This is a genomic window from Vibrio sp. FF266 (assembly GCF_041439695.1).
GTDB lineage: Bacteria > Pseudomonadota > Gammaproteobacteria > Enterobacterales > Vibrionaceae > Vibrio > Vibrio tasmaniensis_A.
Genome location: NZ_JBGOOO010000022.1, coordinates 48,151 through 69,016 on the forward strand (window position 1 = coordinate 48,151; position 20,866 = coordinate 69,016).

The following is a 20,866-nucleotide window of genomic DNA, read 5'->3' on the forward strand; positions in this document are numbered from 1 at the left end:
AATTAAGCTGACATGTTCATTAGTAGGTAACTTTGATATGCCACAAACGTCACGATTAACACGCCGCCTTCGATACGATTCACGCTACGAGATTTTCCTAGTGCCATGATAACAAGGAGTAGTGATACGCCTAGCATCACCCAGAAGTCACGACCCATTGCAAACTCGCTCAAGATTGAAGGGTTTAGGATGCCCGGGATACCCATCACGGCAAGGATATTGAAGACGTTTGAGCCAATGATATTACCCACAGCCATATCATCTTCACCTTTCATAACACCAGCTAGTGATGCTGCAAGTTCAGGTAAACTTGTGCCAACGGCAATAATGGTTAAACCAATCACAAGGTCGCTCATACCAAAGAACTTCGCGATAACAACCGCGTTATCAACCAACATGTTGGCCGCTAGAGGTAGAATAATCAGACCAACCACCACCCACATTGCGGCTTTGGGGTTGCTCACGCCTTCAGGAACTTCAGATTCTTGTTCGTCAAGAAAGGCATCACCGTTCTTTTTCTCACTACGGCTGATTTGCAGCATCGCAAATAAGAAAGCGGCAAAAAGAACAAACAACAACACACCTTCATAGAAACCTAAGTGATTATCCCAAAGCAGTGCGCCCGCTAATAGAGTGACACCTATCATTAAAGGTAGTTCACGACGAATCACACCAGAGCTAATCGATAATGGCTTGATAAGGGCTGTAATACCTAAAATCAGCGCGATGTTAGCGATGTTTGAGCCTAATACGTTACCTACCGCCGTATCTGTTTTACCATCAAGGGCTGCTGTCGCAGAAACCATCATTTCAGGGGCTGAAGATCCCATTGCTAAGATTGTCATACCGATAACTAGTGGTGAAATACCGAAGTTGCGAGCAAGAGCTGCGGCACCGTATACCAGCTTATCTGCACTCCACACCAAAAAACCTAGACCGATAATAAGAAACGCAATCGCTTCAAGCATGATGATTCCTAAAAATTAATAAAAAACGGAGAATTAACCGCTAATTTTGACTTGTTGCTAGATAAAAGGGAAGTCACTCGACAAATTAATTGCTAGTTAGTGGTAAAGAAATGTTGATGAGGAATGAATTTCTCAATGCTTTCAAATCCCTGCCTTTGTTTTCTGTTTTTAATAATTAATTGAACAGCGCTTTTAATTCTAAAGTAGACTCATTATTATTGCAGCCATAATTGGCGTTTTTAAAGCAAGGAAACAACAAAAGTATGTTGAACACTGAGCTTGTGAAAGTTAAGAATCTCAGCTTCTCACGCGGTGAGCGAATTATCTTTGATGACATCAGTTTAGAGGTTCCTCAAGGAAAAATAACCGCGATCATGGGGCCGTCAGGGATCGGTAAAACAACCTTATTACGTCTGATCGGTGGACAATTACCACCAGATGAAGGTGAAATTTGGTTTGATGGCGACAACATCCCTGCATTGCCACGTCGAAAGCTATATCAAGCACGCAAGAAAATGAGCATGCTTTTCCAATCGGGGGCACTTTTCACGGATCTGAATGTCTTTGATAATGTGGCGTTTCCTTTGCGAGAGCACACTGAACTTAACGAAAAATTCATTCGTACCATTGTATTGCTTAAGCTTGAGGCGGTAGGGTTGCGAGGCGCGGCGCAATTAATGCCGAGTGAGTTGTCTGGTGGTATGGCGAGACGAGCGGCGTTGGCCCGTGCGATCGCATTGGACCCAGAACTTATTATGTATGATGAGCCTTTTGTTGGCCAAGACCCAATCACCATGGGTGTTTTGGTTGAGTTGATTCGTAACCTCAATCAAGCCTTGGGTTTAACCTCGATTGTCGTTTCTCATGATGTCCCTGAGGTGATGAGCATTGCTGATTGGGTTTATTTGATGGCTGATGGGAAAATTATTGCTGCAGGTTCTCCTGATGAGTTGTACAACAACAGCGACCCAAGAGTGCAGCAATTTTTGCAAGGTGAATCGGATGGCCCTGTGCCATTTAGGTTTCCTGCAAATAGCTTAGAAAAGGATTTGTTTGAATATGATTGCTAAAACTATTGCGGGTGTCGGTAAGCGCGCACTTGCGATCTGTGAGTCATTTGGTCGAGCAAGCCTAATGCTATTTGGGGCTTTGTTTGGCATCCCGAAACTAAAAAACTTCCCTCTATTAGTTAAACAATTTTATAGCGTTGGCGTTCAGTCATTGGCTATCATTTTAGTTTCGGGTTTGTTTATTGGCATGGTACTCAGTCTGCAGGGCTATGTCGTATTAATCGACTATGGCGCAGAGGGTAACCTTGGGCAAATGGTCGCGCTCTCGTTGTTACGGGAACTGGGCCCTGTGGTGACAGCACTTCTGTTTGCTGGCCGTGCGGGTTCAGCATTAACGGCTGAGATCGGCTTAATGAGAGCAACGGAACAGATCTCTAGTCTTGAGATGATGGCGGTTGATCCTCTTAAACGCATTATTGCGCCACGTCTCTGGGCCGGCCTTATTTCTATGCCACTGCTCGCTATGATCTTTATGGCGGTCGGGATTTGGGGTGCTCAGTTAGTCGGTGTGGATTGGAAAGGTATTGACCACGGCAGTTTCTGGTCTGCGATGCAGTCTTCCGTTGAGCTTGGCCGTGATATTGGTAACAGCATGATCAAATGCATGGTCTTCGCTATCACCGTAACTTGGATCGCACTTTTTAATGGTTATGATGCAGTACCGACATCCGAAGGTATTAGTCAGGCAACCACACGCACAGTAGTACACTCTTCTCTAGCGGTATTAGGGCTAGATTTTGTTCTTACCGCATTGATGTTTGGGAATTAATCATGCAACAAACTCGAAAATTAGAATTATGGGTCGGCACCTTTGTTATTGCCGGAATTTGCGCAATCTTAATCATGATCTTTCAAGTCGCTGACGTAAAAGGTATAGGTTCAAACCATACTTATAACCTAAAAGCGACCTTTGACAATATTGGCAGCCTAAAGGTTCGCTCACCAGTAAAGGTGGGGGGCGTCGTTGTTGGTCGAGTTCAAAGTATTGAACTTGATACTGAGAGCTACCTTCCTGTGGTTGAACTGTCTATTGATGCGAAGTACTCACAATTTCCTGATACCTCTAGTGCTCAAATCTTAACGTCGGGCTTGATCGGTGAGCAGTACATCAGCTTAGTTCCAGGCTTCATCTTTGAAGATGAAGAGATGTTGGTTGATGGTGATTCTATCGAAGACACCAAGTCGGCATTAGTATTAGAAGATTTGATTGGTCAAGTGCTGTATAGCGTCGGTGGCTCTGATAATAGCGAAGCTAAGGAGTAGGCTCATGTTAAAGACGAATAATTTATTGAAGACTAATTACTTATTGAAAATATGGTTTCTGGCAGCAGTCGCTTTACTGATGTCGACTCCAGCTTTTTCGGCAAAACCGATTGACCGAACTCAGCCTTATCAGATGATGACTCAAGTTGCGGAAGAGGCTTTCGCCCGTTTGAAGAACGAGCAAGAGAATATCCATCAAGACCCAGAGTTACTGAAGGTCATCGTGGAAGAAGAGTTGATGCCTTATGTGAATGCTCAATATGCGGCGCTGAAGTTGCTAGGGCCGAACTTGAAAGGTGCTGATAGAGGAGACGTGCGCGTATTTATTGATGCATTTCGTAAATATCTCGTTTCTTCTTATGCTCAAGTGTTAACTCAATATACAGATCAGACGATTAAATTTGGTCCAGAACCAACAATTAAAACAGATAGCCGTATTACCAGTATTAAGGTTGATATCATTGATACGCCTCGACCAAACATTAACCTTGAGTTTAAACTGCGCAAAGATAAGAAGTCAGGTGAGTGGAAGGCATTTGATATGGTTGCCGAAGGTATAAGCCTGTTATCAAGTAAGAAGTCTGAGTGGAACACTAAGATTCGTCAAGAAGGCATCTTACAAGTAGCTGACGAACTCGAGAAACTGGCTTCTCAACCGATTCGTTTTGAGAGTAATAAATAATGAGCCATTCTCAATGGCAAGCGCTAAGCTCTAAAGAATATCAACTTCTTGGTGATATAGATCGAGATAGTGTACCTGCAATCTGGCGTATATTGGAAAAGTGGCAAACGACGGAATCGAGCGTTGAAATTGACCTTAGCCATATAAATCGAGTCGATTCAGCAGGAATGGTGATGCTAATTCACTTATTAGAGCATGCAAAAAATCAAAACTGTCATATAATGCTCAGTTTCGTGCCAGAACAATTACGAACGTTGTTCCAATTGAGCAATATCCAGCCAATGATGGCAGAACACATAAAAAATTAGGCAGGAGCTATTTGTGGACAGCACAAAAGTACAAGAATTATTAGCAGAGGCTCTGAACCTTCAGGAAATTATCGTGAAGGGTGAAGGTAGTCATTACGAAGTTGTTGCGGTTGATCCATGTTTTGACGGCATGAATCGAGTTAAGAAGCAGCAACTAATCTACGGCCCACTAATGGAATACATTCAACGCAATGATATCCATGCTCTTTCTATTAAGGCTTTCACGCCGGAAGAGTGGGAACGTGATAAGAAACTGATGTCACTTTAAGGTTTATGATGGAAAAGTTTCGAGTTATTGGATCGGATAAGCCGCTAAGCGGTGAAGTGACGATCTCAGGCGCAAAAAATGCAGCCCTACCAATCCTATTTGCTTCAATTCTAGCTGAAGAGCCGGTTGAAGTGAGTAATGTTCCTCACCTACGTGACATCGATACTACGATGGAATTGCTTAAGCGTTTAGGCGCAAAAGTATCACGCAACGGTAGTGTTCATGTTGATGGCCGCGAAATTAATGAATTTTGTGCACCTTACGATTTAGTAAAAACAATGCGCGCTTCTATCTGGGCTTTAGGTCCTTTAGTCGCTCGTTTTGGTGAAGGCCAAGTGTCACTTCCGGGCGGTTGTGCAATTGGTGCTCGACCTGTTGATTTACATATCCATGGCCTAGAGCAACTAGGTGCGACCATTGTATTGGAAGATGGTTATGTGAAAGCAAGTGTTGATGGCCGTCTGAAAGGCGCGCACATCGTGATGGATAAAGTAAGTGTGGGTGCCACCATTACTATCATGTGTGCAGCAACATTGGCTGAAGGTACAACTGTATTAGATAACTCAGCGCGAGAGCCTGAGATTGTTGATACGGCTGATTTCCTAAACAAACTGGGTGCTAAGATTTCTGGCGCAGGTACAGACACGATCACTATCGAAGGCGTTGAGCGTCTTGGTGGTGGCCAACACTCTGTGGTTGCTGACCGTATTGAAACCGGTACGTTCTTGGTTGCTGCGGCAGTGTCTGGCGGTAAAGTCGTTTGTCGTAACACTAACGCTCATCTTCTTGAAGCTGCATTAGCGAAGCTTGAAGAAGCGGGTGCGAAGGTTGAAACAGGCGAAGACTGGATCAGCCTTGATATGACAGATCGTGAGCTCAAAGCGGTGAAAATCGTAACAGCACCTCACCCAGGTTTCCCAACCGACATGCAAGCGCAATTTACTCTGCTTAACATGATGGCGAAGGGCAGTGGTGTTATCACTGAGACTATCTTTGAAAACCGCTTTATGCACATCCCTGAATTACAGCGAATGGGCGCAAAAGCCGAGATCGAAGGCAACACGGCTATTTGTGGTGAAACCAAAAAATTGAGCGGCGCTCAAGTAATGGCAACGGACCTTCGCGCATCTGCGAGTCTTGTTATTGCTGGCTGTATTGCTCAAGGTGAAACCATTGTTGACCGTATTTATCACATCGATCGTGGCTACGATAAGATTGAAGATAAATTGTCAGCCTTAGGCGCAAACATTACACGGTTTAGCGAGTCGAACTAACTTAGGTTAGTGAGTTCATGAATCAGTAAGATGAAAACATAAAAGTCGGAACCTTGGTTTCGGCTTTTTTATAGTTGTATTTACCGCCAGTGAATCTGCTGCCTATTTTGTGCAAATAGATGAATCAACTTGGCGGTTGTGAGGAACAAAATGATAGCAATATTACGTATTTTCGCAGTGGCGATATTTGCGATTCTTATGTTTGTATTTGGGTGTGGTTACTGTTTACTCAGCCCACGCAACCCGAAACACGTATTTACCTTTGGCCGCTATTTCGGTCGCATGTCGAAAATCTTTGGCATGAAGTTAGAGCTTCGTATCCCGGAAGATGCTTACTCTCGTGGCCAACATGTTTACGTTGCAAACCACCAAAATAGCTGGGATCTATTCACGATTTCATCAGCGGTAACACCTAAAGTTGTGACAGTCGGCAAGAAAAGCCTAGCGTGGATGCCTCTTTTTGGTCAGCTGTACTGGTTGACGGGTAATATCCTAATTGACCGAGCTAACCGCAGCAAAGCGGTAGGTACTATCGATCAAGTGGTTACTAGCCTTAAAGAGAGTGATGTTTCAGTATGGATGTTCCCTGAGGGGACTCGTTCTCGTGGTCGTGGTTTGTTGCCATTCAAAACGGGTGCTTTCCATGCTGCGATTGGCGCTGGCTTACCTATTATCCCTATCGTGTGTAGCTCAACAGGTGGCGTGAAGCTGAACCGTTGGAACAATGGTCATGTGATTGTTGAAATGCTGCCACCAATCAGCACTGAAGATTACGATAAGTCTAATGTTCGTCAACTGGCTAACCTAGCTCGTGAGCAGATGGCTGCGAAGCTTGAAGAGTTAGACAAAGAAGTGGTTGAGCTTAATAAGAAGTAATCATCTAAGCGAAACGATGAACAATAAAAAAGGTTGCCAATTGGGCAACCTTTTTTGTATCTGATAAACGCTCAGCATTATGCCAACTTGTTTACTAGAAACCGTTTATTCTAGATATTAAAACCTATTTGCGAACCGCAATAGCTTCGATCTCGATACCTACATCTTTTGGCAGACGCGCTACTTCAACACATGAACGTGCAGGGTAGTTTGCAACACCGTGCTCATCAAAGAACTTACCGTAAACTTCATTTACTGTGCCGAAGTCGTTTAGGTCTTTAACGAATACCGTTAGTTTTACGATGTCTTTTACAGTCAGGCCTGAAGCTTCAACAACTGCTTGAACGTTGTCTAGAGATTGGCGAGCTTGCTCTGCTATATCAGCAGATACTTCACCAGTTGCTGGGTTTACTGGGATTTGACCAGAAGTCAGAACCATGTTGCCAAGGTCAACGCCTTGTACGTATGGGCCGATTGCAGCTGGAGCAGATTCTGTGTGAAGTACTTTAGTCATTGGTTTATTCCATCAGTTATTGGATAAAAATCAATTTTCAGTGTGCCTTCAAACTTTGGATAGGTAAAGATCAAAATACCCCGCACAGGCGAGGTATTGAATAGTTTTTGCGTTCGATCGGTGTTGCCGTATGACGTTATCTTTCTGTCACGATCTCACGAGAGAAGACTTTTTCGCAGTATTTACACTTCAATCGAATATCTTCTTTCTTTTCAAAGATCTTAAAGCTGCTTTCAACGGGTTCATTGTGAGTAATACAGTTGGTGTTTGGACACTCGAACACATCGTTGATTTGCTCAGGAAGTTCTAGTGGTAGCTTCTTAACCACTTCGTAATCTTCGATTTGGTTGACGGTCGCATGAGGCGCGTAAAGTGCTAACTTGCTCGCTTGTTCTTCAGTGATAAACACATTCTCTATCTTGAGTAAGTCTTTACCGCCTAGAGCTGAAGATGGCAGGTTTAGGCCAATCGTTACTCGCTGATTAGAGTTATGCATGTCGAAAAGTTTGAGTACCTTGATCCCGATGTTGGCTGGGATATGGTCGATAACCGTTCCGTTCTTGATTGCTTCAACTTTTAATTGAGTCTCTTTAGACATGATATCTCTCCTCTACAGCGTTTCGTTAAGAACAAGGGCTAACAATGCTTCACGTGCGTAAACACCGTTCTCAGCTTGCTGGAAGTAGTAAGCGTAAGGTGTTTTATCGACATCGACAGTAATTTCATCAACACGAGGAAGAGGGTGAAGAACCTTTAGGTTATCACGTGCATTTTCCAACATCGGAGCCGTCAGGATGTACGCTGATTTGATGTGCGCGTATTCCGATTCATCAAAACGTTCTTTTTGAACTCGAGTCATGTACAGAACATCCAAATCTGGAATCACATCTTCCATGTCTGTCAGCAGTTGGTACTTGATGCCCGCTTCATCAAGCTCTTCACAAATGTAGTCAGGCATCGCCAGTGCTTCTGGAGCAACGAAGTAGAAACAGATGTTGTCGAACTTTGCTAGTGCTTGAGTCAACGAGTGAACTGTACGGCCGTACTTAAGGTCACCAACGAATGCAACGTTAAGGTTGTCGAGGCGGCCTTGAGTTTCGGCGATAGAGAACAGGTCTAATAGCGTTTGTGTTGGGTGTTGGTTTGCGCCGTCGCCCGCGTTAATCACAGGTACACCGTTTGAGAACTCAGAAGCCAGACGCGCTGCGCCTTCTTGAGGGTGGCGCATTACGTAAGCATCAACGTATGAAGAGATAACCTGTACTGAGTCTGCTAGCGTTTCGCCTTTCTTCGCCAGTGACGTGTTACCACCGCTATCAAAACCAATCACATCACCACCGATGCGTTGAATCGCAGTTTCAAAAGAGAGACGAGTTCGCGTAGAAGGTTCGAAGAAGCAGCTGGCAACAACTTTGTTCTTGATGAGTTCTGGGTTTGGTTCAGCTTTAAGTTGACCTGCCGTTTGAACAATTAATTCTAGCTCTTCACGAGAAAGCTCTGGAATTGAGATGATGTGCTTTTGATAGAGCGAATTCGCCATGATCTTCTTCCCCACAATAATGTATTGGCCATAAAAAAGCCCCCCATAATGGGAGGCTTTAAAAAAGTGCTGAAAAGCAGAATAGACGGCCTGGCAAGCATGCTAGCTTGCGAGCAATATTTGGTGTTTTCACAATTTTATTATGTGTTTTCACAATATCATTATGTTTTATCACAACATTGCTTGGCGTCATTTTCACTACTCTCAGACAAATTGCCGAGAATTATACGCTTTCAATTTGTGAGCGCAAGCGATTACATCAAGCTTTTGTTTACTTTCAGTATTCGCTATTGGCCCAGAGTCGCAACCATTACCGCTTTGATGGTATGCATGCGATTCTCTGCTTCATCAAATACAATTGAGTAATCCGATTCAAAGACTTCGTCAGTGACTTCTAAGCCGTTCATTCCATATTTGTCTGCAACTTGCTGGCCGATCACGGTTTCATTGTTGTGGAAAGCGGGCAGGCAATGCATGAATTTCACTTGAGGGTTACCTGTGAGCTTAATGACATTCATATTCACTTGGTAAGGTGTCATTACAGCAACACGTTCGTCCCAAGCTTCTGGCGCTTCACCCATAGAAACCCAAACATCGGTATAAAGGAAATCACAGCCTTTCACACCTTCGGCAACGTCTTCTGTCAGCGTGATTTTTGCACCTGTACTTTGCGCGATAGCTTGGCACTCTTCGACAAGGTGCTCTTCTGGCCAAAATGCTTTTGGCGCGACAAGGCGAATATCCATGCCCATTTTCGCGGCACCCACTAACAGAGAGTTACCCATGTTGTTACGTGCATCACCAAGGTAAGCAAAGCTGATTTGATGCAGATGTTTACCGCGACCATGCTCAAGCATAGTGAGGAAATCAGCCAAGATCTGAGTGGGGTGGAACTCATCGGTTAAGCCATTCCAAACCGGTACACCAGCATAAGCGCCTAGGTCTTCGACAATGCTTTGGCCAAACCCTCGGTATTCAATGCCATCGTACATGCGACCTAATACACGCGCCGTATCTTTCATTGATTCTTTCTGACCAATCTGAGAACCAGAAGGGCCTAAATAAGAGACTTGAGCGCCTTGATCAAAAGCAGCTACCTCAAAAGCACATCGAGTTCGAGTGGATGCTTTTTCAAAGATCAAAGCGATGTTTTTACCGTTAAGCTTTTTCTGCTCTGTACCTGCATACTTAGCTTTTTTAAGGTCGGCAGACAGGTCGAGTAAAAACTGAATCTCTTTAGGAGTAAAGTCGAGAAGTTTTAGAAAGTTACGATTGCGAAGATTAAAGGCCATCTCTCGCTCCTTGCGTATATAGGATCAATGAAGAACTTAGTTAAACATAAAAATGCTATATTTGTGAATATTTATTTTATTAATTTGATAAAAAAGGCCAGTACAATGGTACTGGCCTAGATAAGTTAGTGTGTTCGCTTTATTGAGTTTTGTGGCTTAGATACCGTCTCTTTCGATAGGACAGCTCATACAGCGAGCGCCACCTCGGCCACGACCTAGCTCATTGCCCGGAATCGTCAGAACTTCGATACCTGCTTTGTCGTATTTTTCATTGGTGTAAACATTACGCTCATAGCCGATAACCGTACCCGGTTTCACCGTCAGTACGTTGTTAGCGTCATTCCACTGTTCACGTTCAGCTTCGTAGTTATCACCACCAGTTGTGATGATCTTCAGTTGATCGAGATCCAGTGCGCCTTCAATCGCTGTTAGGTAGTTTTCAGCTTTCTCTACTCGCATTTCGCCATTTTCTTTTGGCGTTAAGCGCCAGGTGTCTAAATCTTTGCGAACGATCTCTGGATAGACAGAGAATGTGTCGATATCCATGTGCGTCATGACCGTATCAAGGTGCATACAAGAGCGGTGCTTCGGTAAATCAATCGCAATCACTTCTTTAGCTTGACCGGACTTGAATAAACTCGCAGCTAGGTTTTCGACACCTTGTGGCTTGGTACGCTCTGAAATACCGATAAGAACAGCGCCTTTACCGATAACCAGTACATCTCCACCTTCAATATTGGCGTTGTCGTAATGAAGATCTTCATCACCGAAGTACTTAATGAAATCTTGTCCTGCGAATACAGGGTGCCAGCGATATATTGCTCGCAAGTGATTCGTTTCTCGTTGACGAGCAGGCATCATCATAGGGTTAAGAGAGACACCGCCATAAACCCAGCAAGAAGTATCGCGGGTAAATAGATGGTTAGGTAGCGGCTCAATAACGAAATCAAGTGGGCGGTGCATCTTCGGTAGCATTGACGAAGATTTAATAGGAAGCTCAGAGTAGGCTAAACCACCAAGTAGGATCGTCGCCAAGTGCTCATTGTCCATTTGAGCAAGGTACTCTCTTAAATCACGTGCGAATGTAGGGCCGTAACGGAAATCAGAGATTTGAGTATTAAGCAGCCACTCACGAGCTTGTGCTACAGCGAGTGTCTCAACCAGTAGATCATGCAGTAATAACACTTCAACGTCTTGGTTACGAAGTGTTGTCGCAAAGGCATCGTGTTCTTCACCTGCTGCTTCTACTGCAAGTACATCATCAAAGAGTAGCTCATGACAGTTAGAAGGGGTGAGGTGGGTGAGTGCCCTTTCAGGCCTATTTAGGAGAACTCGTCTTAATTGACCGACTTCGGAGCCAACGTACAGCTTACTCATTTTGCATCCTTACTATTAATCCAGCGTCTATTTATGACAAGCTTGTTCGTAATATGCAAGTTTTGAAACTTGTGTAAAGGTTATGTTATTTTGATATTTTTGGTTTTAAATGCTGAGTTGTTTGTGATTGTCAATATTAAAATCCAACTGAAAGGCTGAGTTCTGGAACAAACTTTTTGCGGATCTATGCTCTAATTTCAGTGATTTGATAATCCACTTTGCTTGGTGAACGTGATTTTTCATTCAAAATTTATGCAGTTACTTACTTATAAGTGAGGTTTTATGCATCGATGAAGTGTTCGGCAGTATGCATCTGATATGACTAACCACTCAATTTTGAAGGAGTAAGGCTAAAAGTAACAATAAAAATGAAATGCTAAAACACACGGTAGTTAATAATATGTTGAAAATTTGTTTCTGTGATTTTGATTTCACTTTTTAATTGATATCCCTTCTGTTATCTAGCGATAAACTTGCTCTTCTACACCTGATCTAGGTGGCTTTTCTAGGCGATCCGTGCCATATTTCGTGGCAATCAAATTTGATCTTTTCATAGTCAACACTCTGGAGCAGACACATGTCTCACGAAGATGAATATCTATCAGTAGCGGAATTAATTGAATTTCAAAAAGGAGAGACTCGCGACATCATTGAAGCACTAATCGAAGATGGTAGCGATCCTGAAGCTCTATACGATATCGAGCATCACCTATTCGCTGAAGATTTCGCAGTACTTGAGAAAGCCGTTGTTGAAGCATTCAAAATGGGCTTTGAAGTGCTTGAAGCTGAAGAGACAGAAGACGAAGATGGCAACAAGCTACTTTGTTGTGATGCAACGATGCAGTGTACTCTGAACGCAGAAGCGATTGATGAGCAAGTTGAGAAGCTTGTAAATCTTGCAGAGAAGTTTGACATTATCTACGACGGTTGGGGCACTTACTACGAAGGTGAAGATGCTATCTACCCTGACGAAGATGATGAAGACGAAGAGTAATCTCTCCCAGTTTTAAAGAATGCCAGCCTTGAGCTGGCATTTTTTTGTCCTCAGAAAAATAAATGTCTTTATATGCATTCATTCATTATAATGTGGTCAAAATTGATCTAGCTCAAGGAATGGCATGCGGCTACCTCTCGATGGTCTTTGGCAAATTTCGCCACTGACGGATCTCTCTATCCCACAAGATGACATTACCTTTCCTGCTCCATTAAGCTCAAAGCTCCCTAATAGCTTGAGTGAAGAGGAAATCGCAGAGCAAGAATGGCACCTGATGCATGACATCGAAGTGGATGATGCCATGTTGGCGTGCCCATTTGTTGAGCTAATCGTCGCAGGCGTTGACTACTTTGCAGAAGTGCGACTCAATGGCGTTGCCGTGTTTGACTGTGATGGCAGCGAAGCTGAATATCGTAAAGACATCCGCCCTTATATGCAGCCTGGTCGAAATCGTTTTGAGATCCTTTTCCTTGAAGAAGAGGAGAGCCTGTTGCTTGAAGAGGATATGGATGACTCTATCCCTTCACAGGTCGTCGCTAAATCAGATTCTCGGATTGGAATCTGGCAAGCTCCATATTTGCAGTTCGTTCGTAACGTCAAGCTTGAGCAAGTCGTCACCGAGCAAATCTGGCATCACGGTGGTGGCTGTGAGTTTAAAGTAGATGTTATCTATCAAACGCTAAAGCCAGGGTTAATATCGGCATCAATCAAGTTTAATGGTATGACTCTCGTGAGGCCGATTGATGTGCGAGCAGAGCATACGGGTGTTGTGTTTCAGGTTGAGGCTCCAATGGTATTTAACCTTGAGAAGCCCAACCCTAAGCATTTATATCAGTTAGAAGTGGAACTCGATGGGAAAAAAGAGAGTTCTTTCGTAGCCTTGAATCCAGCCTCTTGCGTGAGTAATTTTTTGCGTAGTTAGCGGTTATTTAATTAGCCCGTTACGTAAGGAATCAATTCGCTCACTTGCTTATCATCTGATGAACTGCCGACGCTAACCCTATTTCAAAAACACATTATAGCGTTTTGGCCATGACAACCTCACAAGCGTCATGGCCTGTTTCTCCCCAAGCTGAATCAAGGTGTTCAAAGCCCAATTTTTCGTAAAGTTTTACGGCGGCATTAAGGCATTCGGTCGTTTCTAGATACATATGTTGATAACCCAGTTCCTTAGCTTTCTCCATCGACATATTAACCAACCTCTTCGCTAAGCCTCTGCCTCTTGTTTCTGGCAAGAAGTACATCTTTTGCAGTTCACAGACTTCTGGCATACCTGCTAATGGTGCAAATCCACCACCACCGACAACCTTTCCATCAAGTTCAATTACCCAATACTGAGATCTTTCATTGTTATAAACGCTAAACATGTCTTCTAAGGTAGGATCTGCTACACCATAACCTTTATCTTCGGTTAGCCCGTTCTCATAAGAGACTTGGCGAATTACATTGGCCACTACGGTGTTGTCTTGCTGTTGTAGGGGACGAACCACCACACCGCTTGAAGCGTGGCTTTGTTGCAGTGCTTTAAGGTAGTGCTTAATTCCCCCCGAAACTTGTTGAGTTTCCGCTTCCGTTAAACGCTCAAGTACCGAGTCATAAAACTGATTCTGTTGACTGTGAAGTTGGGTAAGAGTGTTTATCCCTTGTTCTGTAACTGAAGCAACAACACTGCGCTTATCGTTGGGGTGTGGCGAGGTTTGAATTAACGAGTTCTTCGCTAGATTGTTGACTGCTCTACTGGCGTTGGACTTATCAATATTGAGCTTATCCGCTAATTGATTCACGGTTAATGGCTGCTGCTCTAGTTCGATAAGCGTATGCGCTTGAATCGGAGGTAGGGCAATATCACCACAATCTTTGTCGAGCATTCCAAGCTGTCGAACGAGCTGACGTGATAATTCTCTAAGTTGTGCTGAAGTCATGTTGCCTCTCAATATGGTTGCGATGTACAACTACAATTTAATTGCGCACCGCAACTATGTCAACAATAAACTCTCTAGGTTAAGCGTGTTGGTGCAAACAAAACTGTGGCTGTGTTGTTTGGCTTTCTGCCTTTCGTAGCCAAACTTTCTCATGGAAGTAGTAAGCCACGGTATTCAAAGCGGGTTCTAACGTTGCCATCACACCACCAACAAAGGCATCGCCAGTCAATAAGTAGACAACGGTAAAGGCAACACTAAAGTGGATAGTAGCGAAGCTTGCTGTTTTTAATTTAGTCATCCACTGACGAGCTTTAAGCGCTGGAACTTGAGCCCAAGCCTTTTCATGAAAATAGAAGGCGACGGTATTCACAGAAGGCTCAATCATAGCGATTAAGCTACCAATTAATATATCGCCTGTTAGTACATAAGCGACACTAAATGCGGTAGTAAAATGTAATGCGGCAAAGGTTAGTGTCTTTTTCATGATAATTACTCAGTCGTTGTGTTGTTTCGATAGAACTATTATTGAGAATTATTATCATTAAATCTAATGGGAAGTTAAGATTGTTTTGATAGGCAAAAGCTATTAAAGAATTCTAGAGATAACATTACCCCTAGTTAAGTGCAATTGTATGGTGACAAATACCTTAGTAAGAGTTATTCAACCCTTTGTTAGTATTTGTAAAGTTTATGATAACTCCCTTTGATTTATCCACTCAAATTATTGATTAACATGGCGTGTTTCTATAGCGTGCATTCTCTCAATGAGCACTAAGATGCACATGGTTTAATGATAAACGTCAGATGGAGTTAAAATGGAAAACAAAGAGTTGGAAACTAAGGTTCTCTTTAGTGGAAAAGGGAAAGAGTACTTTGGAATATGGATTGTTAACATTCTACTATCAGTGATCACGTTCGGTATTTATTCGGCGTGGGCAAAAGTACGTAATAAGCGGTATTTCTACGGCCATACGTCGATCGCAGGTGATAGCTTTGAATATCATGGGCAACCAATGCAGATCCTAAAAGGGCGTATTATTGCGGTCGTTTGTGTAGTGATTTGGTTTGTTTCTGAACAAGTTTCACCTTTGTTGTCTTTAGGGCTAATAGTCGCATTTGTACTACTGTTACCTTTATTGTCTCGTAGCAATGCTCGCTTTGATTCAGCGATGACCAGCTTTCGTAATGTACATTTTTCATTTAATGGAACAATTGCAGGCGCGTATTGGGCGATTCTAGGGCGCGGTACTTTAGCGACTCTAGGATTTGTTGCAGCAATTGGTGTGGTTGTGTTTGCAATGAAGCTGAACATAGTGGCAGGCGTGCTAGCAACGTTGGTGTTATTACCTGCTTATGTATGCCTACAAGCGTGGTCGTTGGTTGGCATTGCAAACTATTTCTCTAATGGTTATCGCTATGGCGAACGCCAGTTCAAAGCGGATTACAAAAATGCGTTTTACTTTAAAACCTATATTATCGCGACACTGATTTGGTTGGCGCTGATGGCTCTAGTTTTGGTGAGCTTTGTTGCTATTGTTGGCGTAAACCTAGTTAGTAACCTTGAATCATTTACTGAGATCATGAGTCATAGCGATATTGCTACCTTTATGATCGGGTACTACTTGGTCTTTATTGCTATCGGTCTTGCGATTGGTGCGTACCTTAAAGTAAAAGTGCGCAACTACACATTCTCTCGATTGGTTCTAGAAGGAAAAGACTCAGAGGCTGCGTCTGAATTTAGCTTTGCATCGACGTTGACCGTTAAAGGTTATGTGAGCGTAGTGGTAACTAATTTCTTACTTCAAGTTGTGACTATTGGTCTTGCTCGACCTTGGGTTATGGTAAGAACGACGAACTATTTTGCTAATAATACCTTTGTTTACGGTGACATAGAGTTATTAGTTGCTAGCGATCAAGACTCTAATGTGAAGTCAGCTGTTGCTGATGAAGTGGCGCAAGCTTTTGATGTCGATCTCGGTATTGGCTAATGTTATTGGGATTAGCTCACCCGCCTCGCAGCTCTGAACGCTGCGAGGCAAAGCTTGATACTTCATTGGATGGTATGTTGGTACTTTATGTCGGAGAGCAACGTATATCTGCGAGGCTTGAGAGGGTCGAGGTCAGTGTTGGTGTTGGTTCAACGCCAAGTAAAATTACTTTTCCTGATGGTTGGCTTTTTGTCGCTCAACCTTGTGATGAACTAACGACATTTTTAAAGCAGCATAACCAGTATGGTTGGGTCGGAAAGTTAGAAAAGAACGCACTAGTGCTCGTAATCTGCAGCGTAGTCATACTTTCCTTGACGGTTGGAACATTTACTCATGGTATTCCGTGGATTACTGAGCGTGTCGTCGCTTATCTTCCTGAACCGGTCTCAAAAATGGTAGAAGAGCGAGTTTTAGTTTCTCTGGACAAGCAATTATTTGAGCCGTCTGAATTAGATCTGTCTCGTCAGGGCAAAATTCGGCAGCGATTTGAAGGACATTTAAGAGAGCTTGGTATTGATGGAAAGGTTCGTTTACTATTTCGCTCTTCCGATTTAGGAGTAAATGCTTTTGCGTTAAGCCATAACACTATTATTGTGCTCGATGACTTGGTAAAGCTCATGGAAACCCAGCAGCAATTGGATGGTATTTTGTTTCATGAATTGGGGCATTTAGAGCATCAGCATGTCATGAAAAGCATTGTGCGTTCGAGCTTGCTCTCGATCTCTGTCGCATTGTTGACCGGAGAGAGTTCCGGAGTGATTGATAACTTAGCGGGAATTGGTGTATTTTTTGCTAACAATGGTCAGTCACAGCAAGCGGAACGCGAAGCTGATAGGTATGCTGAGGACTCGATGTGGCTGATACATGGTACCAACAAGCCAATGAGTGAGATGTTTGAATTGTTGCAAGGAAGTTCTGACCATCTGACTGAGTTACCAGCTTGGTTAAGGACTCATCCTGAGTTAACAGAGCGTATTGATTTACTGAAAAGAGTTCAATAGTAATAACTAACAAGATCAAAAAAGGGCAGAATAATCTGCCCTTTTTATATGCTTGAATTGGTAGGTTAATTTACCAATTACAATGCAGCGATTGTCGCTTTTTGCTCTTCTAGCTTAACAAGAGTTTCTTGGTAGCCTTCAAGCTTTTCACGCTCTTTCGCGATAACCGCTTCTGGTGCTTTAGCAACAAAACCTTCGTTACCTAGCTTACCTTCGATACGCTTAATCTCACCGTGAGTCTTCGCTACTTCTTTATCTAGACGAGCAAGCTCAGCATCTTTGTCGATAAGACCCGCCATTGGGATCATCAGCTCAGATTTGCCAACAAGTTTAGTTGCACAAGCTGGAGTCGCTTCGCCGTCTGCTAGAACTTTAATATCGTCTAGCTTAGCTAGAGAAGTAAGAACGATCTTATTTGCTTCGATACGAGCTGCATCTTTCTCATCAGCGACTTTGATCATTACTTCTAAGCCTTGGCTTGGTGCAATGTCGTATTCCGCACGTAGGTTACGGATAGCTGTGATGAAAGTTTTAACCCATTCGATGTCGTCAACGATCTCAGCATTGAAGTTAGCTTCATTAAACTGAGGAAGCGCTTGAGTCATGATGGTCTCGCCTTCAACGCCGTCTACTAGCGGCTTAACGCTTTGCCAGATAGATTCAGTGATGTAAGGAAGAACAGGGTGAGCAAGACGCAGAGTCTTCTCTAGAACCGTGATAAGCGTGTAACGAGTCGCTTGTTGTTGAGCTTCAGTACCCTTCCAAAGAACAGGTTTAGTTAGCTCTAGGTACCAGTCACAGAATTGGTTCCAGATGAATTCGTAAAGCGTGTTTGCTGCCATGTCTAGACGGTAGTTGTCTAGATGAGCGTTAAATTCTTTCGCTGCAACTTCAAACTGAGATTCAATCCACTTGTCTGCTAGAGAGAATTCCATGTTTGCACGGTCTTCAACAGACAGTGGCATGCCACAATCGTGCTCTTCTGTGTTCATCAATACGTAACGGCTTGCGTTCCATAGCTTGTTACAGAAGTTACGGTAACCTTCAAGACGCTTCATGTCCCAGTTGATGTCACGGCCAGTTGAAGCCATAGCAGCAAGAGTGAAACGCAGTGCATCAGTACCGTATGGTTCGATACCATCTTCGAAAGTCTTACGTGTTGCTTTTTCGATCTTAGCAGCCAGTTTAGGTTGCATCATGTTGCCACAACGCTTTTCTACTAGCTCTTCAAGGCCGATGCCGTCAATCATATCGATAGGGTCAAGTACGTTACCTTTCGATTTAGACATCTTGTCGCCGTTTTCATCACGGATAAGGCCCGTCATGTAAACTGTTTTGAAAGGTACTTGAGCCTTGCCGTCTTCGTCTTTCACGAAGTGCATGGTCATCATGATCATACGAGCAACCCAGAAGAAGATAATATCAAAACCAGATACTAGTACTTCTGAAGGGTGGAATGTTTTCATTGCTTCAGTATCTTCAGGCCAGCCTTGTGTGCCGAACGTCCAAAGTGCAGAAGAGAACCATGTATCAAGAACGTCGTTGTCTTGCTTAAGAACAATTACCGGTGAAAGGTTGTTCTTTTCACGAACTTCTTCTTCAGTGCGACCTACGTAAACTTTACCATCGTTGTCGTACCATGCTGGGATACGGTGGCCCCACCAAAGTTGACGAGAGATACACCAGTCTTGCACGTCACGCATCCACGCGAAGTACATGTTTTCGTACTGCTTAGGTACGAATTGGATCTCACCATCTTCAACGGCTTTAACAGCAGGAGCAGCAAGAGGCGCTGTACGCACGTACCATTGGTCCGTCAGCATTGGTTCGATAACCACACCACCACGGTCACCGTAAGGAACGGTTAGATCGTGATCTTTGATTTCTTCAAGTAGGCCTAGCTCTTCAAATTCAGCAACCGTTGCACGACGAGCTGCAAAGCGCTCCATACCTTGGTATTTTTCTGGAAGCTCTGTTGAGTACACATCGCTTTCTTCACCGTTCGTTGTGAAGATTTCAGCCGCATCACGGATATCACCGTTGAACGTTAGGATGTTGATCATTGGTAGGCTATGGCGCTTGCCCACTTCGTAATCGTTAAAGTCATGAGCTGGCGTGATTTTCACACAACCCGTGCCTTTATCCATGTCAGCGTGCTCATCACCTACGATAGGGATAAGACGATTTACGATAGGAAGCAGGATTTCTTTGCCGATAAGATCTTTGTAGCGAGGATCTTCAGGGTTAACTGCAACGCCTGTATCACCAAGCATGGTTTCAGGACGTGTAGTTGCAACGACAATGTAGTCTTTGCCATCAGCGGTTTTAACACCATTCGCTAGTGGGTAGCGGAAGTGCCACATGAAACCTTTTTTGTCTTTGTTTTCAACTTCAAGATCAGAAATTGCAGTGTGCAGTTTAGGATCCCAGTTTACTAGACGCTTACCACGATAGATTAGGTCTTCTTCGTATAGGCGAACAAATACTTCTTGAGTCGCAGCTGATAGGCCGTCATCCATAGTGAATCGCTCACGATCCCAGTCTACAGATGCACCAAGACGACGAAGTTGTTGAGTGATCGTGCCACCAGATTCGCCTTTCCATTCCCAGATCTTGTCGATGAAAGCTTCACGGCCGTAGTCGTGTTTTGTTTTGCCTTCTTCAGCAGCGATCTTACGCTCAACAACCATTTGAGTTGCGATACCAGCGTGGTCAGTACCCACTTGCCAAAGCGTGTTTTTGCCTTTCATACGTTGAGCACGGATAAGCGTATCCATGATCGTATCTTGGAACGCGTGACCCATGTGTAGGCTACCAGTGACGTTCGGTGGCGGGATCATGATGCTGTAAGCTTCTTTTGATGTGTCACCGTGTGGCTTAAAGTAGCCTTTCTCTTCCCAAGTCTTATACAGAGCTTGTTCGATTGATGTTGGGTTGTATGTCTTTTCCATAGTGCTCTTATAACGGATACTGTGAATGGTTAATCGTGGTCAAACTTCATAAGTGAAGCTTCTTGAATCTAAATCCAAAGATAGCTTTAACTATGAGGTTTGACTATGGATGTTGAATCTCGATAGTTTGTAGCTGATATCCAGCCTGACGGTAAATTTTATACCTTTCTCGAGCGAGTTGCTTAGCTTTTTCTTCGCAAGGAACGAAGTCTATCACCTGAGCAAAGGCGTTCGCAAAGGTTGTATGATTATCGGCCAGATTTATTACCAATTGGCGGTTCCAATTAGGTTTGACTCCTTGATGGCCTATCTCAATATTCGTTGAATATTTTGGACCTTCGCCAACCAAGTTGTGCGCGATAAATTCAGTAGGCTCTACCTGCCAAAAAACTTCAGCGATACGCTCAGCATGAACTTTATCGTTACAGTTGAGATAAAGTTTAGCGCCTTGTTTTGCAAAATGCTGAGCAAGAAACAACACGTAGTGAGCAAAACCCTCTTCGCCGGCTTGTGGGCTGTCTGAAGACACAATGTAAAATGTGGCAGTCTGCATACTGAATACTCGAACTTGGAATCGT

The 20,866-nt window shown here is 43.6% G+C and carries 22 protein-coding genes; 12 read left to right on the top strand and 10 right to left on the bottom strand.

Annotated elements, in window-relative coordinates:
* Window positions 1-2: 2 nt before the first annotated feature.
* A complete protein-coding gene (locus ACED59_RS16180) occupies window positions 3-968 on the bottom strand; it encodes a calcium/sodium antiporter (RefSeq protein WP_009847735.1) in 966 nt (321 codons plus the stop codon).
* 263 nt (window positions 969-1,231) lie between these two features.
* Between ACED59_RS16180 and mlaF the strand changes: the two genes are divergently transcribed.
* From mlaF to ACED59_RS16220, 8 genes are all read left to right on the top strand, one after another.
* Window positions 1,232-2,038 (top strand): phospholipid ABC transporter ATP-binding protein MlaF, encoded by an 807-nt coding sequence (gene mlaF / locus ACED59_RS16185; RefSeq protein ID WP_009847734.1) that lies wholly within the window; start codon window positions 1,232-1,234, stop codon window positions 2,036-2,038.
* Window positions 2,028-2,807, top strand: a complete 780-nt coding sequence (gene mlaE / locus ACED59_RS16190; protein WP_029223888.1) for a lipid asymmetry maintenance ABC transporter permease subunit MlaE — start codon at window positions 2,028-2,030, stop codon at window positions 2,805-2,807. The genes mlaF and mlaE overlap by 11 nt, the downstream gene beginning before the upstream one ends.
* Before the next feature lie 2 nt (window positions 2,808-2,809).
* A complete protein-coding gene (gene mlaD, locus ACED59_RS16195; RefSeq protein ID WP_009847732.1) occupies window positions 2,810-3,301 on the top strand; it encodes an outer membrane lipid asymmetry maintenance protein MlaD in 492 nt (163 codons plus the stop codon).
* Window positions 3,302-3,305: 4 nt separating this feature from the next.
* Window positions 3,306-3,983 carry a phospholipid-binding protein MlaC gene (locus ACED59_RS16200; RefSeq protein WP_029223887.1) on the top strand — a complete coding sequence of 226 codons (678 nt, stop codon included), beginning with the start codon at window positions 3,306-3,308 and terminating at the stop codon, window positions 3,981-3,983.
* Window positions 3,983-4,291 (top strand): lipid asymmetry maintenance protein MlaB, encoded by a 309-nt coding sequence (locus ACED59_RS16205; protein WP_004735315.1) that lies wholly within the window; start codon window positions 3,983-3,985, stop codon window positions 4,289-4,291. Before ACED59_RS16200 ends, ACED59_RS16205 begins: the two co-directional genes overlap by 1 nt.
* Window positions 4,292-4,304: 13 nt before the next feature.
* Window positions 4,305-4,559, top strand: a complete 255-nt coding sequence (ibaG, locus tag ACED59_RS16210) for a BolA family iron metabolism protein IbaG (protein ID WP_004738686.1) — start codon at window positions 4,305-4,307, stop codon at window positions 4,557-4,559.
* Window positions 4,560-4,567: 8 nt separating this feature from the next.
* Complete coding sequence (gene murA / locus ACED59_RS16215) at window positions 4,568-5,833, top strand: UDP-N-acetylglucosamine 1-carboxyvinyltransferase (RefSeq protein ID WP_029223886.1); 1,266 nt, start codon at window positions 4,568-4,570, stop codon at window positions 5,831-5,833.
* 150 nt (window positions 5,834-5,983) lie between these two features.
* Window positions 5,984-6,709 carry a 1-acylglycerol-3-phosphate O-acyltransferase gene (locus tag ACED59_RS16220; protein WP_004735318.1) on the top strand — a complete coding sequence of 242 codons (726 nt, stop codon included), beginning with the start codon at window positions 5,984-5,986 and terminating at the stop codon, window positions 6,707-6,709.
* Between the two features lie 124 nt (window positions 6,710-6,833).
* Here ACED59_RS16220 and ACED59_RS16225 read toward each other — a convergent pair whose 3' ends face one another.
* From ACED59_RS16225 to arcA, 5 genes are all read right to left on the bottom strand, one after another.
* The gene (locus tag ACED59_RS16225) at window positions 6,834-7,223 is read right to left on the bottom strand and encodes a RidA family protein (protein WP_004735319.1); all 390 of its coding nucleotides are present in this window, start codon (window positions 7,221-7,223) and stop codon (window positions 6,834-6,836) included.
* Window positions 7,224-7,359: 136 nt separating this feature from the next.
* Window positions 7,360-7,821 (bottom strand): aspartate carbamoyltransferase regulatory subunit, encoded by a 462-nt coding sequence (gene pyrI / locus ACED59_RS16230; protein ID WP_004735320.1) that lies wholly within the window; start codon window positions 7,819-7,821, stop codon window positions 7,360-7,362.
* Window positions 7,822-7,833: 12 nt separating this feature from the next.
* Window positions 7,834-8,763 carry an aspartate carbamoyltransferase gene (pyrB, locus tag ACED59_RS16235; RefSeq protein ID WP_017097536.1) on the bottom strand — a complete coding sequence of 310 codons (930 nt, stop codon included), beginning with the start codon at window positions 8,761-8,763 and terminating at the stop codon, window positions 7,834-7,836.
* Window positions 8,764-9,050: 287 nt separating this feature from the next.
* Window positions 9,051-10,055 carry an ornithine carbamoyltransferase gene (locus ACED59_RS16240; RefSeq protein ID WP_017097535.1) on the bottom strand — a complete coding sequence of 335 codons (1,005 nt, stop codon included), beginning with the start codon at window positions 10,053-10,055 and terminating at the stop codon, window positions 9,051-9,053.
* A 156-nt stretch (window positions 10,056-10,211) separates the two neighbouring features.
* Window positions 10,212-11,432 carry an arginine deiminase gene (arcA, locus tag ACED59_RS16245; protein ID WP_009847726.1) on the bottom strand — a complete coding sequence of 407 codons (1,221 nt, stop codon included), beginning with the start codon at window positions 11,430-11,432 and terminating at the stop codon, window positions 10,212-10,214.
* A 577-nt stretch (window positions 11,433-12,009) separates the two neighbouring features.
* Here arcA and rraB point away from each other — a divergent pair.
* Window positions 12,010-12,426 (top strand): ribonuclease E inhibitor RraB, encoded by a 417-nt coding sequence (rraB, locus tag ACED59_RS16250; RefSeq protein WP_004735324.1) that lies wholly within the window; start codon window positions 12,010-12,012, stop codon window positions 12,424-12,426.
* A 124-nt stretch (window positions 12,427-12,550) separates the two neighbouring features.
* Window positions 12,551-13,348, top strand: coding sequence for a hypothetical protein (locus ACED59_RS16255; RefSeq protein ID WP_371705053.1), 798 nt, complete (start codon window positions 12,551-12,553; stop codon window positions 13,346-13,348).
* A 94-nt stretch (window positions 13,349-13,442) separates the two neighbouring features.
* Here ACED59_RS16255 and ACED59_RS16260 read toward each other — a convergent pair whose 3' ends face one another.
* Entirely contained in the window at window positions 13,443-14,348 is a 906-nt protein-coding gene (locus ACED59_RS16260) for a bifunctional helix-turn-helix transcriptional regulator/GNAT family N-acetyltransferase (protein ID WP_009847724.1), read from the bottom strand.
* 79 nt (window positions 14,349-14,427) lie between these two features.
* Window positions 14,428-14,832: a DUF2061 domain-containing protein gene (locus tag ACED59_RS16265; protein WP_017097533.1), complete on the bottom strand. Its 405-nt coding sequence runs from the start codon at window positions 14,830-14,832 to the stop codon at window positions 14,428-14,430.
* A 331-nt stretch (window positions 14,833-15,163) separates the two neighbouring features.
* Here ACED59_RS16265 and ACED59_RS16270 point away from each other — a divergent pair, with 331 nt between their 5' ends.
* Window positions 15,164-16,336, top strand: a complete 1,173-nt coding sequence (locus tag ACED59_RS16270; RefSeq protein WP_017097532.1) for a YjgN family protein — start codon at window positions 15,164-15,166, stop codon at window positions 16,334-16,336.
* Window positions 16,336-17,337, top strand: a complete 1,002-nt coding sequence (locus ACED59_RS16275) for a M48 family metallopeptidase (RefSeq protein ID WP_017097531.1) — start codon at window positions 16,336-16,338, stop codon at window positions 17,335-17,337. Before ACED59_RS16270 ends, ACED59_RS16275 begins: the two co-directional genes overlap by 1 nt.
* Window positions 17,338-17,414: 77 nt before the next feature.
* Here the strand turns inward: ACED59_RS16275 and ACED59_RS16280 are convergent, their stop codons facing one another.
* Both ACED59_RS16280 and ACED59_RS16285 read right to left on the bottom strand, forming a co-directional pair.
* Window positions 17,415-20,288: a valine--tRNA ligase gene (locus tag ACED59_RS16280; protein ID WP_371705054.1), complete on the bottom strand. Its 2,874-nt coding sequence runs from the start codon at window positions 20,286-20,288 to the stop codon at window positions 17,415-17,417.
* A gap of 103 nt (window positions 20,289-20,391) precedes the next feature.
* Window positions 20,392-20,841, bottom strand: coding sequence for a DNA polymerase III subunit chi (locus tag ACED59_RS16285; protein WP_009847719.1), 450 nt, complete (start codon window positions 20,839-20,841; stop codon window positions 20,392-20,394).
* Window positions 20,842-20,866: the final 25 nt, after the last annotated feature.

Coding starts and splice junctions, on each gene's coding strand:
- ACED59_RS16180 (WP_009847735.1), bottom strand. CDS start 968: ATGCTTGAAGCGATTGCGTTTCTTATTATCGGTCTAGGTTTTTTGGTG.
- mlaF (WP_009847734.1), top strand. CDS start 1,232: ATGTTGAACACTGAGCTTGTGAAAGTTAAGAATCTCAGCTTCTCACGC.
- mlaE (WP_029223888.1), top strand. CDS start 2,028: ATGATTGCTAAAACTATTGCGGGTGTCGGTAAGCGCGCACTTGCGATC.
- mlaD (WP_009847732.1), top strand. CDS start 2,810: ATGCAACAAACTCGAAAATTAGAATTATGGGTCGGCACCTTTGTTATT.
- ACED59_RS16200 (WP_029223887.1), top strand. CDS start 3,306: ATGTTAAAGACGAATAATTTATTGAAGACTAATTACTTATTGAAAATA.
- ACED59_RS16205 (WP_004735315.1), top strand. CDS start 3,983: ATGAGCCATTCTCAATGGCAAGCGCTAAGCTCTAAAGAATATCAACTT.
- murA (WP_029223886.1), top strand. CDS start 4,568: ATGGAAAAGTTTCGAGTTATTGGATCGGATAAGCCGCTAAGCGGTGAA.
- ACED59_RS16220 (WP_004735318.1), top strand. CDS start 5,984: ATGATAGCAATATTACGTATTTTCGCAGTGGCGATATTTGCGATTCTT.
- ACED59_RS16225 (WP_004735319.1), bottom strand. CDS start 7,223: ATGACTAAAGTACTTCACACAGAATCTGCTCCAGCTGCAATCGGCCCA.
- pyrI (WP_004735320.1), bottom strand. CDS start 7,821: ATGTCTAAAGAGACTCAATTAAAAGTTGAAGCAATCAAGAACGGAACG.
- pyrB (WP_017097536.1), bottom strand. CDS start 8,763: ATGGCGAATTCGCTCTATCAAAAGCACATCATCTCAATTCCAGAGCTT.
- ACED59_RS16240 (WP_017097535.1), bottom strand. CDS start 10,055: ATGGCCTTTAATCTTCGCAATCGTAACTTTCTAAAACTTCTCGACTTT.
- arcA (WP_009847726.1), bottom strand. CDS start 11,432: ATGAGTAAGCTGTACGTTGGCTCCGAAGTCGGTCAATTAAGACGAGTT.
- rraB (WP_004735324.1), top strand. CDS start 12,010: ATGTCTCACGAAGATGAATATCTATCAGTAGCGGAATTAATTGAATTT.
- ACED59_RS16255 (WP_371705053.1), top strand. CDS start 12,551: ATGCGGCTACCTCTCGATGGTCTTTGGCAAATTTCGCCACTGACGGAT.
- ACED59_RS16260 (WP_009847724.1), bottom strand. CDS start 14,348: ATGACTTCAGCACAACTTAGAGAATTATCACGTCAGCTCGTTCGACAG.
- ACED59_RS16265 (WP_017097533.1), bottom strand. CDS start 14,832: ATGAAAAAGACACTAACCTTTGCCGCATTACATTTTACTACCGCATTT.
- ACED59_RS16270 (WP_017097532.1), top strand. CDS start 15,164: ATGGAAAACAAAGAGTTGGAAACTAAGGTTCTCTTTAGTGGAAAAGGG.
- ACED59_RS16275 (WP_017097531.1), top strand. CDS start 16,336: ATGTTATTGGGATTAGCTCACCCGCCTCGCAGCTCTGAACGCTGCGAG.
- ACED59_RS16280 (WP_371705054.1), bottom strand. CDS start 20,288: ATGGAAAAGACATACAACCCAACATCAATCGAACAAGCTCTGTATAAG.
- ACED59_RS16285 (WP_009847719.1), bottom strand. CDS start 20,841: ATGCAGACTGCCACATTTTACATTGTGTCTTCAGACAGCCCACAAGCC.